The following is a 16952-nucleotide window of genomic DNA, read 5'->3' on the forward strand; positions in this document are numbered from 1 at the left end:
CTAGCCACAACGTCGCCGAAACTCATCGCCGAACAATCGGGCTGGTTCGTATGGGAAGGGCGCGAGGCGGTAGGAAAAGGCTTGAAGTGTACGAAACGGTTTCGTACACTTTGGGCGGGAGGTGATCGGGAATGCCGAGCGACGGGGGTGTTTGAAGTGTACGAAACCGATTCGTACCCTTCGGTCATGGTTCGAGGACAACAGCGCGTCGACGCGATTCTGACCGCCACCATGGAGTTGGTCGCCGAGCGCGGCTACCCGGCGCTGACCATGGACGCCGTGGCCGCGCGTGCCAATGCCAGCAAGGCCACCATCTACCGCCGCTGGCGCAACAAGGCCGAGTTGGTCAAGGCCGCCCTGGACGCCTACGACGCCGAGCAGAACGCCGAGATCCCCGACACCGGCACCCTGCGCGGTGATCTGGTGGCGGTGCTGGAGGCCTTGCGCCACAAGTCCTCCGACCGCTTCACCGCCATGATCAATGGCTTGATCGCGGCCATGAAACACGATCCGGAGCTGGCGGCCGCGCTGCGCGAGCACATCGAGAACGAGGAGCTGTCCCCGTTCCACGACGCCCTGCAGCGCGCCATCGCCCGCGGCGAGCTATCCGCCGATACCGATACCGATCTCATTCACGATGTCGCCGAGGCCATGATCCTGCGTCAGCTCCAGCTCGACGGCGGCTTCGACATCGTCTTCATCAACCGACTGGTCGACGACGTGCTGCTCGTCCTCCTCCCCGAACAAGGAACCCCACCGTGACCGTTCTCATTGTCGGCGCCGGTCCGACCGGACTGACCCTGGCCTGCGACCTCGCCCGCCGAAATGTGCCCTGCCGCATAGTCGACAAGGCCGCCGGGGTCTTCCCCGGCTCCCGCGCCAAGGGATTGCAACCGCGCACCCTCGAGGTGTTCGACGACCTCGGCGTCCTCGACGCCGTCCTGGCCGGGGGCGAACCGTTCCCGAAATTCCGTCTCTACCGCGGACACGACATCGTCTGGGAGCGTTCGGTTTCCGACATGCTCGGTGCGCCGCCGCTGGTCGCCTCGCCCGCCGTGCCCTATCCCGATACCTGGCTCATTCCGCAGTGGCGCACCGAGGAGATTCTGCACGACCATCTGACGTCACTCGGTGTGCGAGTCGAATGGAACACCGAAATCCTCGGTGTCACACAGGATTCCACCGGCGTCATCGCCCACACCGCACACGGTGATCTGCGCGCCGACTATCTGGTCGCCGCCGACGGCGGCCACAGCACCGTCCGCAAGACCCTCGATATCGGTTTCGCGGGCGACACCTTCGAAACCGAGCGCACCCTCATCGGCGATGTCCGCGCCGACGGCCTCGACGGCCGGTTCTGCCACATCCTCACCGGCAATGGCAATGTGGGCGACCGCTTCTCGCTGTGGAACCTCCCCGGCAGCGACTATTACCAGTTCGTCGCGTCCATGCCGACCGACCAGGTGCCCGAACTGACCCTGGACGCCGTAAGACAGTTGTGCCGAGACCGTTCCGGCCGCACCGATATCCACCTGCACAACCTGCGGTGGATCTCGCTCTATCGCGTCAGCGCCCGCATGGTCGACCGCTACCGGGTGGGCCGCGTCCTGCTGGCCGGTGACGCCGCCCACGTCCACTCCTCGGCGGGCGGTCAGGGCCTCAATACCGGTGTGCAGGACGCCTACAACCTGGGCTGGAAGCTCGCTGCCGTATACGACGGTGCCGATCCCGAACTGCTGGAAACCTATGAGGTCGAGCGCATGCCGGTCGCCGCGCAGGTCCTCGGGTTGACGACGCAGCTGCACCGCCAGGACTTTCACGGCGGCACGGGCACCCCGGCCATTCATCAACTCGACATCACCTACCGCGGCGGCCCCCTGGCACTCGACGACCGCGACAACCAGGGTGCGCTCCGTGCCGGAGACCGCGCCCCCGATGGCCTCTCGGCTTCCGGCACAAGGCTTTTCGATGCCTTCCGCGGACCGCATCACACCTTGCTGACCTTCGGTGCCCCCGCCCCGGACCTGGCCCTGCCGGTCGTCCCGATGCCGACCGTCGAGGACTACGACGTCGCCGCGGGCACCTACGTCCTGGTCCGCCCCGACGGCTACGTGGGCGCGATCAGCGAGTCCGCGGCCGTCATCGAGAAATACCTCCGTCGCCCCGCCCGCGTCCGCGCAGTTGAGGCCTGAATCGGGAGGTGTGCTCTATCGTTTGAGCGGGCATTCGGTGGGTAGACCCTGTACGCGGAATCGGACTTCGGGAGTCATGATGGCGGAGGTGCTCGACGGCGGAGCGGTGCGGACCCTGGTGCCCGCGCGAATAGATCGGTTGCCGTGGTCGAGATTCCACACCCGCCTGGTGGCGGCGCTCGGGGTGGCGTGGATCCTGGACGGTCTCGAGATCACGGTGGCCAGCGCGGTCGCCGACACGTTGACCAAGTCCGAGACGCTGCACATGTCCTCGACCGCGGTCGGGCTGATCGCGACGGTGTATCTGGCCGGTGAGGTCGTCGGCGCGCTGGTATTCGGAAATCTCTCGGACCGATTGGGCCGGCGAAAACTGTTCCTGGTCACCCTGGGCGTGTATTTGGTCGGCAGCGGTCTCACCGCCGCCACTTTGGGCAATGGCGCGGGCTGGGTGGCATTCCTGTATGTCACCCGATTCGTCGCGGGCACCGGTATCGGTGGTGAATACGCGGCAATCAACTCCGCCATCGACGAACTGATTCCGGCGCGATATCGCGGCCGGGTCGATATCGCGGTCAATGGAACATATTGGGCCGGTGCGATTATCGGCACCCTGGGCACCTATATTCTGCTCAATCACATGAGTCTGTCGCTGGGCTGGCGGCTCGGCTTCCTCATCGGCCCGGTCCTGGGCCTGATCATTCTGTTCGTCCGCAGGCATCTGCCGGAGAGCCCGCGCTGGCAGATCATGCACGGGCGGGCGCGCGATGCCGAGGCGTCGATCGAGGAGATCGAGCGGGACGTGGCGGCAACCGGTGTCGAACTGCCGCCCATCGACGAATCCCGCGCCATCGACGTCAAACCGACCGACAAGATCGGCTACGTGGCCTTGACCCGGGTGCTGTTCCGTGAGTATCCGCGCCGCGCCATCCTCGGCGCGAGTCTCATGATCAGCCAATCGTTCCTGTACAACGCCATCTTCTTCACCTACACGCTGGTGCTGGGCAAGTTCTACGGCGTGCCGTCCGGCTCCACGCCGATCTACCTCATCGCCTTCGCGATCGGGAACCTGGTCGGGCCGCTCACCATCGGGCACCTGTTCGACACCATCGGCCGCCGCCGCATGATCGCGGGCACCTACATCCTTTCCGGTGTCCTGCTGGCGATTTCGGCGGTGCTGTTCTACACCGGCGTCCTCAATGCCATCACCCAGACCGCCTGCTGGTGCGTGATCTTCTTCTTCGCCTCGGCGGGCGCGAGCTCGGCCTATCTGACCGTGAGCGAGATCTTCCCGCTCGAGGTGCGGGCCAAGGCGATCGCCGTATTCTTCGCCATCGCACAGTGTTTCGGCGCGCTGGGGCCGGTTATCTACGGCGCGCTCATCGGTGACGGCTCGCATCCGGTGCGCCTGTTCCTGGGCTATCTACTCGGCGCGGCGGTCATGATCGCGGGCGGGCTGATCGCGCAGTTCCTGGCGGTCGACGCGGAGGGCCGCTCGCTCGAGGACATCGCCTTGCCGCTGGCCTCCACCCGCCGCCGCGAGGGACCGACCCGGGCCGAAGGGGCGGGCGCGCCGTTCTCCACGTGAGCCCGGCACGTCCGCGAATGGTCGAGGCCCGCAGTCGATCTCAGCCCGTGACCGACTTCATCCAGTCGACGACCTGGGCGTGATAGTCGCGGGTATTCGGCGCGAGGTTGATGGCGTGACCGCTATTGGGCAGGACGTAGGTCCGCAGCTTCGCATCGGGGGAGAAGTAGGGGTGCTCCTTGTCGTACAGCGTCGCCGTATCGGTACAGGTGCTGAAGCCGGGCCCGCAGACCATGCGGTCGCGGCTGCCGTCCACGATCATGACCGGGACGGTGATGAAGCTGGACATGCCCGGGAGGGTGGACAGCAGACCGTCGGGATATTCGGTGAGGGAGAAGGTTTCCTTGTTGGCCTCGTCGAGTGCCACCACCTGGGGATCGGGATCGATGCCGTAGAAGTCGGCGGCGCGGGTGCCCGGGCGGGTCACCAGATAGCCGGGATCGTAACCGCGCCCGGCGAATCCGGGATCATTGACGGCCTGATAGTAGGTGCTGATGACGCCCAGCACGTCGGGGACGCTGAGGGTGTGCGAGTAGCCGGTGAGCAGGATGCCGTCGACATCGTGGTAGCTGGTGGCCTCCATGATGGCGGTGCCCGAGGTCAGCGAGTGACCCGCGGTGACCACCTTGGCGAAGGGCGCGTTGCCCGCCAGGCCGCCGCGCAGGGCCTGCACCATGGTGTGCAGGGACTCCGCGGTCTCGGTGGCGGTCAGGGTGAAACTGGGCGGTCGGCTACTCGCGCCGTTACCGAGCCGATCCGCCACCAGTGTCGCGTATCCGGCGGCATTCATGGCGCGCCGGAAGTTGTAGGTCTCCGGCTGATACGGAAAATCCCAGTACAGATGGTTGTAGTTGGAGCCGGATTCCAGAACCATCACCGTGTCGGTCGGACCGTCCGGCAGACACAGGGTGCCCGCGACGGTGCCCTGTGGCACCGGGAAGGTGACGTCCTGGCAGCGGTCCGCCGGTGCCGGATCGGCCTGGGCGAGACCGGGGGACAAGCACAGCAGGGTCGTCGCCGCGCAGACGGCGAGCGCCCGGAACGAGGTGCGCACGTTATGAATTCCCTTGGCTGAAGTCGACTTCCACGACATCGTCGGCGACCGCGCCCGCCACCACCTCGAGGGCGCGCGCGTCGACGGGCTCGTAGCCCAGCCGTGCCAGCGTGCGGTAGCGGTGCTCGCTGTCGGCGTCGCGCATGGCGTGCTCGAGGTCTTTCTCGGTGTCGTACAGCGTGATCGAGAACATCGTCCCGTCCTGCTCGTCGAGGAAGAAGAAGATTTGGCGGGCGCCCGGGTCCGACATGGCGTACGGGACGACCTCACCCTGGATAATGGGAAGACTGGCCGCGAGCAACTCCGGATCGGCGGGACATGACGCCTTCATCAAACGGGCATAGAGCTTCTTCATCACCGAATCCCTTCCCAGGAGCGGTTCTGAGTTCCGGCCATCTTCTGGCGAATGACGATACCCCACACGAAGTTCCGCGACCTGCTCATTGGGGAACGTGGTTGAAGATCTAACATGCATGGCATGGGCGCGCGAAATGTGCACTTCGTCGGCAGCTTTCCGGCCGAGAGCACCGACGATGCGATGCGGGCGATGCTGGATGGCGCGGGCTCGCGGCTGCGCACGCTACCGACCGGGGAGGTCCGCCGCTACGAGTGGTACATCCAGCCCATCCTCGACGACCTGGTGGCGCAGGGGGCGCTGGAGGTCAAGCGCGAGGGCTCGTGGATGACCAGCCACGAGCGGACCATCCACCGGGCCGCGCGGGGCGTCGAACTGACCGGCGACATGATGGAATTGGGCTACCTCGGTGAGGCGCGGGAGGCGCTGCCGATCTTGCGGACCCTGCGTGCGGAACGGGATCTGCCCGAGCTGGCGCTGCAGATCGGGATGCCCACCGCCTTCACCCTGGCCTTCATCGCCATGGGCGTGCGCGGGGTGCGGCGGCATCGGAAGGCCTTCCAGGACGCCAGCATTCGTGATGTGGCGGCCATTCGCGAGTTGGCGGGCGACGATGTGGTGGTGCAGTTCGAGGCCACCGCCGAAATGGTGCTGATGGCTCGGACGCAACCGCTGCACCGCTGGGGCGACACCGCACTGGGGCTGGGCCGCGGCATTGCCGAGATGGCCGCGGCGACCCCGCCGGGCACGCGCATCGGCGTGCACCTGTGCCTGGGCAGCATGAAGAACAAGGCCCGGACCACCCTGCGTGATACCCGGCCGTTGGTGGCGCTGGCCAATTCCATTGCCCGGCAGTGGCCTTCGGGGCGGACCCTGGAGTTCATCCACGGCCCGCTCGCGGCCGGTGACATTCCGCCGTCCACGCGTGCGGACTTCTACGCGCCCCTCGCGGGTCTGGAACTGCCCGCCGGCGCCCGCTTCTACGCCGGGTTGGTCCACGAAAGCCCCACCGAGGCAGCGCAAATCGAGACGTTGCACCTCATCGAGACCGTCCTCGGGCACCCGCTCGACGGCGTGGCCAGTGCCTGCGGGCTGGGCCGCCGCCCGCGCCCCATCGCCGACGCGCTGGTGGCCCGCGCCGATCTGCTCGCCAGCGCGGGCTGAGTCCTCGACCCCCTCGCGGGCTGAGACCGCGGGCGGGTCAGTTCTTGCGGCCGATGCCGCAGAGGACCACGAGTTTGGTTGCGCGTAGGTCGCCTTCGAGCCATTCGTTGGCGGGGGCGAGGCCGGGCGGCAGCATTTCCAGGCCCTCGAAGAAGCGCTCGACCACTTCCGGCGGGCGGAAGTCGACCTGGGACGGGCTGCCGACGGTGTCATTGCTCGAGGTGTTCTTGAAGAACGGGTGGGTGTTGGTGGAGGCGTGCTGGATGGCCAGCAGGCTGCCGGGCACCATGGCATCGCGGAGGCGGGCAACGGCCTCGAAGGGCTGCTCGTCGTCCATGACGAAGTGCAGAACGCCCACGATCAGGAAGATCACCGGCTGCGAGAAGTCGATTCCCGCTTCGTTTTGCGCCAATTCGAGAAGTTTGTCGGGTTCGCGAATGTCGGCGAGGATGGGCGTCACCCCGGGCGCGCTGGACAGCAGCGCGTTGCTGTGCGCGAAGACCACCGGGTCGAAATCGATGGAGGCCACGATCGCCGACGGCTCGATCTCCTGCGCCACCTCGTGCACATTGGGTGTGAAGGGGATGCCCGCACCGATATCGACGAACTGGCGGATACCGGACTCGGCCGCGATGCGCACCGCCTCCATCAGGAAACGCCGACTGTGCCAGGCGGTGTCCTTGGTATCCGGGGCGACCTGAAGCATCCGATCGCCGACCAGGCGATCGGCGTCGTAATTGTCCTTGCCGCCGAGCATGTAGTTGTACACACGAGCAGGGTTGGGCCGGAACGGGTCCACGCCAACCGGTGCTCGATTGCCTTCAGACACCGCACCTCCTCGACATCCCCGCCGATCGTAACAATCCGGGGCGCTCGCCAGAGGAAAACGCGCAGCTTGACGGCAACCTCCCAGGGATTGCCGCGCTACACAATTCGACCGTTCGGTCGCCTCAGGTGATTCGACGCGGCCGACCGTTCGGGATGGGTGGGCCGCCCGCCGATGGTGGCGGTCAGCGCCGCGGCCGTCGCCCGCACCGGCACCGCCAGCTCCGGCCAGATCTGCCCGCATTCAGCGGGTTCCCGAGGGCCGGGTGAAACTTCGTCACTTCGGTGCCGACGTGCGCCCGAAATGGTGGGTTCGTCGCTCGTAAGGGTGCGGACCGGGTCGGCGCAGTGATGGCGGATGGTGACGCCGATGGCGGCGATCGGGCGGCCCCCGTGGTCGAAGACCGGAGCCGCGACCGTGGCGAAACCCGGTGTGACATAGCCGTCTTCGACGGCCCAGCCGCGATCGCGCTCGGTCTTCAGTAGTCGTCGCAGCTGACGCAGGTCGCGCGGGCCGCGGGCGGTGCGCATGGGGAACGCGGCGGGGCCGGGGAACAGCGCGCGTACGTGCACGGGTTCCAGTCGGGCCAGCATGGCGCGGCCGGTGGCGGTCAGGTGCGCGGGCAGCCGCACCCCGACGTCGGTGACCAGCGTCTGCGGGCGCGCGGGGCGCTGTTCGATCAGATACAGCGATTCGTTGCCGTGCAGGATCCCCAGATGCCCGGTGCCGCCGACGGTGTCGACGAGTCCGCGCAGCAGGGGCGCGGCCACCCGTTCGAGGGGGTCGCCGCGCCGATACGCCGCACCGAGTTCGAAGGCGGCCAGGCCGAGTCCGTATTTGCGCTCGTCGGCCAGATAGGTGACGTACCCGGCCCTACGCAGCTCGTTGAGCAGCTGATACGTCGAGGATCGGGGCAGGTCCAGTTCGCGGGCGATGAGCGCGGCGGGGACCGGGTGCGGACGCTGGGCCAGCAGGTCCAGCACCCGCAGGCCACGCCGCAGCGCGGGAATGTCACCACCCATACTGTCTGAAATACCAGACGAAACCCGGCCGTGGGTGCTCGATCCGGGCGGCCCGAGGCGCTGGAATGGTTCCCATGACGCGAATCGGAACCGAGCGGGTGCCGGTCGGAGCGGGTCCGCTGAGCCGGGCGGCGGTGGTGGCGGTCGCCCGCTTCGGTGCACGGGTCGAGCTGGCCCCGGACGCCCTGGACTCGTTGGCGCGGGTGCGGCGGCACATCGACGAGCTGGCACTCAGCGACCGACCGGTATACGGGGTGTCGACCGGCTTCGGCGCGCTGGCCCTGCGCCACATCCCGCCCGATCGGCGAATCGACCTGCAGCGCTCCCTGATTCGCTCGCACGCCGCCGGGGCGGGCACGCCGGTGGAGCCCGAGGTGGTGCGCGCCATGATGGTGCTGCGCCTGCGCACCCTGATGTCCGGGCACACCGGGGTGCGGCCGGAGACCGCGCGGGCGCTGGCCGGACTGCTGGACAGCGGGTTGATTCCGGTTGTGCCGGAATACGGTTCGCTGGGTTGCTCGGGTGACCTGGCCCCGCTGGCCGCGGTGGCGCTGGTGCTGATGGGCGAGGGCTCGGTGCTCGGGCCGGACGGTCCGCGACCCATCGCGCCGCTGCTGGCCGAGCACGGGCTGACGCCGATCACGCTGGCGGAGAAGGAAGGGCTGGCGCTCACCAATGGCACCGACGGCATGCTCGGCATGCTGGTGCTGGCCCTCGCGGATCTGCGCAGGCTCTTCGATCTGGCCGATCTCACCGCCGCCATGAGCGTGGAGGCGCAGCTGGGCACCGATCGGGTGTTCGCGGCGGACCTGCAGGAACTGCGGCCGCATCCAGGGCAGGCAGTGGCGGCGGCGCGCATGCGGGCGGCGCTGGCCGGATCGGAGATCGTGGCCAGCCATCGCGGGGACGATTGCCCGCGGGTGCAGGACGCGTATTCGCTGCGGTGCGCGCCGCAGGTGCACGGGGCGGCGCGGGACACGCTGGCGCATGCCGAGACCGTCGCGGAGCGTGAATTGTCCGCGGCCATCGACAATCCCGTGGTGCTGGCGGACGGCCGGGTGGAGTCCAACGGCAACTTCCACGGCGCGCCCGTGGGTTACGTGTTGGATTTCCTGGCCATCGCCATCGCCGATGTGGCCAGCATTGCCGAGCGGCGCACCGACCGCATGCTGGATGTGCACCGGTCGCACGGGTTGCCCGCGTTCTTGGCCGCCGACCCGGGCGTGGACTCCGGGTACATGATCGCGCAGTACACCCAGGCCGGGGTGGTGTCGGAACTGAAGCGGTGCGCGGTACCGGCATCGGTGGATTCGATTCCGTCCAGTGCCATGCAGGAGGATCACGTCTCCATGGGCTGGGCGGCGGCCCGCAAGCTGCGGCGCGCGGTGGACGGGCTGACGACCGTGCTCGCCATCGAATTGCTCACCGCGGCACGGGCATTGGACTTCCGGGAGCCGCTGCGGCCCGCCGCCGCGACGGGCGCGCTGCGGGACCTGGTGCGCGAGCGGGTGCCCGGGCCCGCACCGGACCGGCATCTCGCGCCCGATATCGCCGCCGTCGCCGACCTGGTGCGGTCGGGGGCGGCGGATCACCTTCTCGAAGTAGGGGTTTCGTCATGACTCGAACCGTCCGCGCCGCACGGGGTGCCGTGCTCACCGCGCGCAGCTGGCAGACCGAGGCGGCCTGGCGGATGCTGCACAACAATCTGGATCCCGAGGTCGCCGAGCGCCCGGAGGATCTGGTCGTCTACGGCGGTACCGGCAAGGCGGCTCGCGACTGGCCCAGCTTCGACGCCATCGCCCGGACGCTGCTGGGGCTGGGGGAGGACGAGACGCTGCTGGTGCAGTCCGGCCGGCCGGTCGGGGTGCTGCGGACCCACGAGTGGGCGCCGCGGGTGCTGTTGGCCAATTCGAATCTCGTTCCGGACTGGGCGAATTGGCCGGAGTTCCGGCGGCTGGAGGCGGCCGGGCTCACCATGTACGGGCAGATGACGGCGGGGTCCTGGATCTACATCGGGACGCAGGGGATTCTGCAGGGGACCTACGAGACGTTCGCCGCGGTGGCGGCCAAGCGATTCGGCGGCAGCCTGGCCGGAACGCTCACTGTCACAGCCGGTCTCGGTGGAATGGGTGGGGCGCAGCCGCTGGCGGTCACCATGAACGGCGGTGTGGCGCTGTGCATCGAATGCAATCCGCGGCATGCGCGCAGGCGCGTCGAGACGCGGTATCTGGACGAGATCGCCGAGGACATCGACGATGCGCTCGACCGGGTGCTGGCGGCGAAGGCCGCGCGGCGGGCGTTGTCGGTGGGGTTGATCGGCAATGCGGCCGAGGTGCTGCCGGAGCTCCTGCGCCGTGAGGTCGAGGTCGATATCGTCACCGACCAGACGTCGGCGCACGATCCGCTCACCTATCTGCCGATCGGCGTCGCTGTCGAGGACTGGGACGACTACGCGAGTAAGAAGCCCGATGAATTCACCCGTCGGGCACGCGATTCCATGGCCATTCACGTCGGGGCGATGGTCGGGTTCATGGATCGCGGTGCCGAGGTCTTCGACTACGGCAACTCGCTGCGCGGTGAGGCGAAGCTCGCAGGCTATGAGCGCGCCTTCGACTTTCCGGGCTTCGTTCCCGCCTATATCCGGCCGCTCTTCTGCGAGGGCATGGGGCCGTTCCGCTGGGTCGCGCTGTCCGGCGATCCCGCCGATATCGCCGCCACCGACCGCGCGATGCTCGACCTGTTCCCCGAGAACGAATCCCTCGCCCGCTGGATTCGCTTGGCGGGCGAGCGGGTCGCCTTCCAGGGGCTGCCCGCGCGCATCTGCTGGCTCGGCTACGGCGAACGCCACGCGGCCGGGTTGCGATTCAACGAGATGGTCTCCCGCGGTGAGGTTTCCGCGCCCATCGTGATCGGCCGCGACCACCTCGACTGCGGCTCGGTCGCCTCGCCCTATCGCGAAACCGAGTCCATGGCCGACGGCTCCGATGCCATCGCCGACTGGCCGCTGCTGAACGCCTTGGTCAACACCGCTTCCGGGGCCAGCTGGGTATCCATCCACCACGGCGGCGGCGTGGGCATGGGACGGTCCATCCACGCGGGTCAGGTCACCGTTGCCGACGGCACGCCATTGGCCGCCCAGAAGATCGAACGCGTCCTCACCAATGACCCGGCCATGGGCGTGCTGCGGCACGTCGATGCCGGATACGCCGAGGCCGAGGCTGTCGCGCGTGATACCGGTGTCCGGATACCGCTGTGGGAAGGGTGAATTCGTGAGTAGTGGGCCGATGAGCGCCAACGCGCTCTTGGACGAGCTCGCGCGGGTGGGGGTGGATCGGGCGCGCGGGGGATATTCGCGGCATGTGTTCACCTCCGCCGAGGGAGAGCTGCGGGAATGGTTCGCGGGGGCGGCCCGGGCGCGGGGGCTCGAGGTGCAGGTGGATCGGAATGCCAATGTGTGGGCGTGGTTCGGGCGACCCGGGGCGGATGCCGTGGTCACCGGGAGCCATCTGGATTCGGTGCCCGGCGGTGGTGCCTATGACGGGCCGTTGGGGGTGGTGAGTGCGTTGGCGGCGTTCGATCTGCTGCGGGCGCAGGGGTTTACGCCGCGGCGGCCGCTGGCGATCGTGGTGTTCGCCGAGGAGGAGGGTGGGCGGTTCGGGGTGCCGTGTCTGGGGTCGCGGCTGCTGACCGGGACGATCGCGGCCGAGCGGGTGCTGGCGCTGCGGGATGGCGATGGGGACACCTTCGCCGATGTCGCGCGCTCGGCCGGATATGAGCCCACGCATTTCGGTCCGGACGAGGAAACGCTTTCTCGCATCGGCACTTTCGTCGAGCTGCATGTCGAACAGGGTCGTGGATTGGCGCCGCTGGACGCGCCGCTCGCGGTGGGCAGCGGGATCATTCCGCACGGGCGCTGGCGGTTCACGTTCGGTGGGCAGGGCAATCATGCCGGGACGACGCTCATGGCGGACCGGCGCGATCCGATGGTGCCCGCGGCCGAAATGATCGGCGCGGTACGACGTTGCGCGGCCGCCGTGCCGGAGGCCCGCGCCACGGTGGGGCGGCTGGTACCCACGCCCGGCGGCACCAATGTGATCGCGTCACAGGTCGACGTGTGGCTCGACGCGCGACTGCCGGAGCCCGGGAAGGTGCGGGACCTGGTCGCCGAGATCACCGAGCGGGCCGAGGCGGCGGCGAAGCTCGAGGGCTGCACGGTCGAGGTGCGGGAGGAATCCTACGAGGGCACGGCGAGTTTCGATGCCGCGCTGCGGGATCGACTCGCGGCATTGCTCGGCGATCCGCCCGTACTGCCCACCGGGGCCGGACACGATGCGGCCGTGCTGGCGCGATTCGTGCCGACCGCCATGCTGTATGTGCGCAATCCCAGCGGAATCAGTCATGCGCCCGAGGAATTCGCCGAGCCCAGGGATATCGACCACGGCACGGCGGAACTGGCGCGCGTGCTGCGGAGCCTGGCCGAATGAGCACCTACTGGTGTGCGCGGGCGTGGCTGCCGGGCGGGGTGGCGGAGGGGGTGCGGATCGATATCGCCGAAGGTGTCATCACGGCGGTTACGGCGGGCGAGAAGCCCTGTGGAACCGTGCTTTCCGGCATGGTCGTGCCCGGCTTCGCCAACGTCCACTCGCACGCCTTTCACCGGGCCCTGCGCGGGCGTACCCACGCGGAGCGGGGCAGCTTCTGGACGTGGCGGGATCGCATGTACGCGGTGGCGCGGCGGTTGGAGCCGGATTCCTACTACCGGCTGGCCCGGGCCGTCTACGCGGAGATGGTGCTGGCGGGGTACACCAGCGTCGCCGAGTTCCACTACCTGCATCATCCGGGGCACGGGCAACGGTACGCCGATCCGAATGAGTTCTCGCATGCCCTGGTCGCGGCGGCGGTGGATGCGGGCATCAGGCTCACTCTGCTCGATGTCTGCTATCTGGCAGGGGGTTTCGGGCAGCCGGTCTCCGGGGTGCAGGAGCGTTTCGACGACGGGGATGCCGAGGCGTGGGCGCGACGGGTCGAATCCTTCGTCCCGGCAGGTGAATTGGTCATCACGGGTGCGGCCATTCACTCGGTGCGAGCGGTGCCGGTCGAGCAGCTTCCGGTCGTCGTGCGCGCTGCCGCAGGGCGTCCGTTGCATGTGCATGTCTCGGAGCAGCCGCATGAGAACGAGGAGTGTCTGGCAGTTCATGGCTGCACGCCTACCGAATTGCTCTCGGCGGCAGGGGCTCTCACCTCTCGTACGGTGGCGGTGCATGCGACGCACCTGACCGCCGCGGACATCGCGGAGCTGTCCGGGAGCTGGGTCTGCCTGTGTCCTAGTACCGAAGCTGATCTTGGGGACGGCATCGGCCCGGCCCGAGCACTTGCCGATGCCGGGACTCGCCTTGCGCTGGGCAGTGACGGCCAGTCCGTCATCGATCCCTGGTTCGAGGCGAGGTCGTTGGAGTTTCACGAACGGCTCGCCAGCGGGCAGCGGGGACGGTTCGAGACCGGTGAACTGCTCACCGCGGCAACGGCTCACGCCGCCTCGGGGTGGTCCAACCTGGGTGAGATAGCGCCCGGCCGGGATGCGGATCTGGTGTGCGTGGACACCGGTTCCGTGCGCACGGCCGGAGTGGACGGCGCTGGAATCCTGTTCGCGGCCACGGCCTCCGATGTCACCGACGTGATGGTCGCGGGTCGCTGGATCGTCCGAGACCGCGCCCATCGCGCCGTCCCCGATGCGGCCGCCGCCCTCGACACCGAGATCGGAGCGCTATGGCAGTGAATCCAGCCGCCACCCTCATCACGGGGATAGGCGAACTCACCACCAACACCGCGGAATTCGGTGTGCTGCGGGACGCGGCTCTGGTGCTCGAAGGCGACCGGGTGCGCTGGCTCGGGCCATCCGCCTCCGCACCCGACGCCGATCACCGCGTGGACGTCGGCGGCCGAGCGGTGCTTCCCGGCTGGGTCGACAGCCACACCCACCTGGTGTTCGCCGGAGACCGGACCGCGGAATTCGGAGCCCGCATGAGCGGAAAGCCCTACTCCGCGGGTGGAATTCGCACGACGGTCGAGGCCACCCGGGCGGCGAGCGACGAAACCCTTGCCGTCAACCTCGTGCGTCTTCGGCACGAAGCCCTCCGCCAAGGCACCACATATCTGGAAACCAAGACCGGCTACGGCCTCACCGTCGCCGACGAGAAGCGCTGCGCCCGCATCGCTTCCGAGGTCGCGGACGAGGTCACCTTCCTGGGTGCCCACATCATCCCGCCGGACTTCACGGCCGACACCTACCTCGATCTGGTCTGCGGCCCCATGCTCGACGCCGTCGCCGACCACGTCCGCTGGATCGACGTCTTCTGTGAGACAGGCGCTTTCGACGCCGCCCAATCCGCCCGGGTGCTCGAAGCGGGTAAGTCCCGAGGCCTGGGCCTGCGAGTCCACGGCAATCAACTCGCCCCCGGCCCCGGCGTCCGACTGGCGGTCGAGCACGGTGCCGCCAGCGTCGACCACTGCACCCACCTCACCGACGACGACATCGAGGCACTCGCGGCGTCCACGACCGTCGCCACCCTGCTCCCCGCCTGTGACCTCTCCACCCGTCAGCCCCTCGCCCCCGCCCGCCGCCTCCTCGACGCCGGTGCCCGAATAGCGTTGGCCACCAACGCCAATCCCGGCAGCTCGTACACCACCTCCATGCCCTACTGCGTGAGCACCGCGGTCCTCCAAATGGGCCTGTCCATCGCCGAGGCCATACACGCCGCCACCGCCGGGGCGGCCCTCGCCCTCGCCCACGACCTCACCGCTCCGGGAGCCGTAGGAGTCCTCCGCCCCGACTCCACCGCCAATCTCCACATCCTGGACGCCCCGTCCGCCATTCATCTCGCCTACCGGCCCGGCGTTCCCTTGACCTGGTCCGTCTGGCATAGAGGCCGCCAGGTCCACGGACCGGTCGAATCCTGACTGGCCCGTCGGTCGACGGGCCCGGTCATCCGCGGACGGCCGGGGCCAGAGTTTGTTCGCACCACTGGCGGAAGGTGGTGGGAGTGGACGTAGCGGGCGTGCGGGGGACGGCATTGTCGAGCCCGTGGTTCTTGGCGTTCATCATGTCGATGTAGCCGTCTGCGATGGAGGCGGTGACGCCTCTGGCGATCAGGCTGGCATGGAGGTCGTCCAGGGACTGCTGCCGGTAGTGGACGGTGCGGCCGAGGACCTCGGACATGATGTGGGCCATCTCGTTCGGCGTGAGATCCTCCGGGCCGAGCAGGGGGACCTCGGCGGTGCCGGTCCAGGAACGGTCGAGCAGAAGGCGGGCGGCGGCCGCGGCGATGTCTCGGGTGGCGACGGTGGGAGCCGCGTAGTCGGGGGGTGTGGTGCCGGTGAAGACGCCGGTGTCGCGGATCGAGGCCGCCTGCCAGAGCAGGTTGTCCATGAATGTCGGGTTGGCCAGGGCGCGGTAGGTGACGCCGGTGCCGGCGATCAGGTCGTCCATGGCCAGCGAGGCCGTGATGTGTCCGGCGCGTGCGGCGAAGGGGGTGCCGCGACCGAGCGCGGAGACGGCGACGACGTGGCCGATGCCATGGTCGGTGAAGGCCTTCGCGGCGGCGCGGGTGAAGCCGGAGTAGGCGGCGTCCAGGTCGGGGGCCTGGAAGTCGGGCGGGACCAGCCAGAAGACCGCGTCCGCGCCGGTGAAGGCGCGGTCCACGACGTCGGGGTCGCCGTGGGATCCGGTGACGATGTCGACCTGGGCGCGGACCGTCTCCGGGAGGCGCGCGGGGTCACGGACGATGACGCGCAATTCCTCACTGCGAGTGGAGGTTTCGAGCAGCTGCGTGAGCAGCTGACTGCCGATGTTGCCGGTGGGGGAGGTAATGACGATCATGCTTCGAGTCTCGTGACGCGCGGGCGCGACGTCCAAGACCCTTTCCAGCGATTGATACCGTGAAGGTATGGATCTGGATCTGCGCAAGCTCCGCTACTTCGCCGCGGTGGCCGAGCATCGGCACTTTGGGCGGGCGGCGGAGAAGCTCTATATCGCCCAGCCCGTGCTGAGCCGTCAGATCAAGGCATTCGAGCAGGAGCTGGAGTGCGACCTGTTCGTCCGGACCACCCGCACCGTGGAGCTGACCGCCGCCGGGCGGCAGCTGTACGAGGAGTCGCGGGGGATTCTCGCCGCCATCGACGCGGCCCTGCGGCGTGTGCGCGATGCCGACAGCGGAGTGCGGCGGCTGGTGGTCGCCTTCTCGCCCGGACTGCGGGTGTCGGAGGCGATTCGCGAGTTCGGGGCGCGCCATCCCGAGGTCGAGACCGATGTGATTCCGGCGCAATGGCGGGAGCGGGATACGCCGCTGCGCGACGGGCGAGCCCAGATCGGTTATCTGCGTAAGCCTTTCGACGACACCGGAATGCGCTCCATCCCCGTCGGGTACGAGCCGCGGGTGCTCTGCATGCCGGTGACACACCCGCTGGCCTCGCGTCCGGAGCTCACCGTAGCCGATCTCGAGGGCGAGCAGATCCTGGATTTCGCGAACCGGCGCACCGCGACACTGGAAGAGAAGTTCGAGCTCATCGCCTCCGGCCACGGGTTGGCGCTCGTTCCGCTCAGCGTCGCGCGCGCCTACCTCCGACCCGACGTGGTCCACGTGCCCGTCGGGGATGCCCCCGGGGCCGAGACCTGCCTGGTCGTCGCCGCGGACAACCGTGACAAACTCGTGCGCGAATTCCTCGACATCGCCATGACGACTCTGCGGCAATGATTTC

The 16952-nt window shown here is 68.5% G+C and carries 15 protein-coding genes; 10 read left to right on the forward strand and 5 right to left on the reverse strand.

The genetic code is table 11. The annotated features are described in order from the left end of the window. Positions 1–186 precede the first annotated feature (186 nt). The 3 genes from VMT65_RS06365 to VMT65_RS06375 all read left to right on the forward strand — a co-directional run bounded on the left by VMT65_RS06365 (position 187) and on the right by VMT65_RS06375 (position 3777). Positions 187–762 (forward strand): TetR/AcrR family transcriptional regulator, encoded by a 576-nt coding sequence (locus VMT65_RS06365; RefSeq protein ID WP_326306970.1) that lies wholly within the window; start codon positions 187–189, stop codon positions 760–762. Then, positions 759–2192, forward strand: coding sequence for an FAD-dependent monooxygenase (locus VMT65_RS06370; RefSeq protein WP_326306971.1), 1434 nt, complete (start codon positions 759–761; stop codon positions 2190–2192). The genes VMT65_RS06365 and VMT65_RS06370 overlap by 4 nt, the downstream gene beginning before the upstream one ends. Positions 2193–2271: 79 nt before the next feature. Beyond that, positions 2272–3777 carry an MFS transporter gene (locus VMT65_RS06375; RefSeq protein WP_326306972.1) on the forward strand — a complete coding sequence of 502 codons (1506 nt, stop codon included), beginning with the start codon at positions 2272–2274 and terminating at the stop codon, positions 3775–3777. A gap of 40 nt (positions 3778–3817) precedes the next feature. On the opposite strand, the gene VMT65_RS06380 is transcribed toward VMT65_RS06375, so the two are convergent. Beyond that, complete coding sequence (locus VMT65_RS06380) at positions 3818–4831, reverse strand: alpha/beta hydrolase (protein ID WP_326306973.1); 1014 nt, start codon at positions 4829–4831, stop codon at positions 3818–3820. Between the two features lies 1 nt (position 4832). Then, the gene (locus tag VMT65_RS06385) at positions 4833–5186 is read right to left on the reverse strand and encodes a hypothetical protein (RefSeq protein ID WP_326306975.1); all 354 of its coding nucleotides are present in this window, start codon (positions 5184–5186) and stop codon (positions 4833–4835) included. Positions 5187–5309: 123 nt separating this feature from the next. On the opposite strand from VMT65_RS06385, the gene VMT65_RS06390 reads away from it, so the two are divergent. Continuing rightward, positions 5310–6350 carry a hypothetical protein gene (locus VMT65_RS06390; RefSeq protein WP_326306976.1) on the forward strand — a complete coding sequence of 347 codons (1041 nt, stop codon included), beginning with the start codon at positions 5310–5312 and terminating at the stop codon, positions 6348–6350. A 37-nt stretch (positions 6351–6387) separates the two neighbouring features. Here VMT65_RS06390 and VMT65_RS06395 read toward each other — a convergent pair whose 3' ends face one another. Both VMT65_RS06395 and VMT65_RS06400 read right to left on the reverse strand, forming a co-directional pair. Further along, positions 6388–7179, reverse strand: a complete 792-nt coding sequence (locus VMT65_RS06395; RefSeq protein ID WP_326306977.1) for an SAM-dependent methyltransferase — start codon at positions 7177–7179, stop codon at positions 6388–6390. Positions 7180–7274: 95 nt separating this feature from the next. Beyond that, positions 7275–8198, reverse strand: a complete 924-nt coding sequence (locus tag VMT65_RS06400) for an IclR family transcriptional regulator (RefSeq protein ID WP_326306978.1) — start codon at positions 8196–8198, stop codon at positions 7275–7277. 83 nt (positions 8199–8281) lie between these two features. Between VMT65_RS06400 and hutH the strand changes: the two genes are divergently transcribed. Genes hutH through hutI form a run of 5 tightly spaced genes read left to right on the forward strand, consistent with a single transcriptional unit; the run spans position 8282 to position 15155 of the window. Then, positions 8282–9817 carry a histidine ammonia-lyase gene (gene hutH, locus VMT65_RS06405; protein ID WP_442790201.1) on the forward strand — a complete coding sequence of 512 codons (1536 nt, stop codon included), beginning with the start codon at positions 8282–8284 and terminating at the stop codon, positions 9815–9817. Continuing rightward, a complete protein-coding gene (gene hutU / locus VMT65_RS06410) occupies positions 9814–11463 on the forward strand; it encodes a urocanate hydratase (RefSeq protein WP_326306981.1) in 1650 nt (549 codons plus the stop codon). Before hutH ends, hutU begins: the two co-directional genes overlap by 4 nt. 4 nt (positions 11464–11467) lie before the next feature. Beyond that, positions 11468–12682, forward strand: a complete 1215-nt coding sequence (locus VMT65_RS06415) for an allantoate amidohydrolase (RefSeq protein WP_326306982.1) — start codon at positions 11468–11470, stop codon at positions 12680–12682. Next, a complete protein-coding gene (locus tag VMT65_RS06420) occupies positions 12679–13974 on the forward strand; it encodes a formimidoylglutamate deiminase (protein ID WP_326306983.1) in 1296 nt (431 codons plus the stop codon). The genes VMT65_RS06415 and VMT65_RS06420 overlap by 4 nt, the downstream gene beginning before the upstream one ends. Continuing rightward, positions 13965–15155, forward strand: a complete 1191-nt coding sequence (gene hutI / locus VMT65_RS06425; RefSeq protein WP_326306985.1) for an imidazolonepropionase — start codon at positions 13965–13967, stop codon at positions 15153–15155. Before VMT65_RS06420 ends, hutI begins: the two co-directional genes overlap by 10 nt. A 25-nt stretch (positions 15156–15180) precedes the next feature. On the opposite strand, the gene VMT65_RS06430 is transcribed toward hutI, so the two are convergent. After that, complete coding sequence (locus VMT65_RS06430; RefSeq protein WP_326306986.1) at positions 15181–16074, reverse strand: NAD(P)H-binding protein; 894 nt, start codon at positions 16072–16074, stop codon at positions 15181–15183. Positions 16075–16141: 67 nt separating this feature from the next. Between VMT65_RS06430 and VMT65_RS06435 the strand changes: the two genes are divergently transcribed. Continuing rightward, positions 16142–16948 carry a LysR family transcriptional regulator gene (locus tag VMT65_RS06435; RefSeq protein WP_326306987.1) on the forward strand — a complete coding sequence of 269 codons (807 nt, stop codon included), beginning with the start codon at positions 16142–16144 and terminating at the stop codon, positions 16946–16948. Positions 16949–16952 lie beyond the last annotated feature (4 nt).

Origin of the sequence: Nocardia sp. CDC153, assembly GCF_035818515.1 — a bacterium.
Classification (GTDB): domain Bacteria; phylum Actinomycetota; class Actinomycetes; order Mycobacteriales; family Mycobacteriaceae; genus Nocardia.

Bases quoted from the DNA above. Each gene is read 5' to 3' on its own strand.
- VMT65_RS06420 (WP_326306983.1), top strand. From the start codon at position 12,679: ATGAGCACCTACTGGTGTGCGCGGGCGTGGCTGCCGGGCGGGGTGGCG.
- VMT65_RS06400 (WP_326306978.1), bottom strand. From the start codon at position 8,198: ATGGGTGGTGACATTCCCGCGCTGCGGCGTGGCCTGCGGGTGCTGGAC.
- hutI (WP_326306985.1), top strand. From the start codon at position 13,965: ATGGCAGTGAATCCAGCCGCCACCCTCATCACGGGGATAGGCGAACTC.
- VMT65_RS06390 (WP_326306976.1), top strand. From the start codon at position 5,310: ATGGGCGCGCGAAATGTGCACTTCGTCGGCAGCTTTCCGGCCGAGAGC.
- VMT65_RS06430 (WP_326306986.1), bottom strand. From the start codon at position 16,074: ATGATCGTCATTACCTCCCCCACCGGCAACATCGGCAGTCAGCTGCTC.
- hutU (WP_326306981.1), top strand. From the start codon at position 9,814: ATGACTCGAACCGTCCGCGCCGCACGGGGTGCCGTGCTCACCGCGCGC.
- VMT65_RS06435 (WP_326306987.1), top strand. From the start codon at position 16,142: ATGGATCTGGATCTGCGCAAGCTCCGCTACTTCGCCGCGGTGGCCGAG.
- VMT65_RS06385 (WP_326306975.1), bottom strand. From the start codon at position 5,186: ATGAAGAAGCTCTATGCCCGTTTGATGAAGGCGTCATGTCCCGCCGAT.
- VMT65_RS06375 (WP_326306972.1), top strand. From the start codon at position 2,272: ATGGCGGAGGTGCTCGACGGCGGAGCGGTGCGGACCCTGGTGCCCGCG.
- VMT65_RS06365 (WP_326306970.1), top strand. From the start codon at position 187: ATGGTTCGAGGACAACAGCGCGTCGACGCGATTCTGACCGCCACCATG.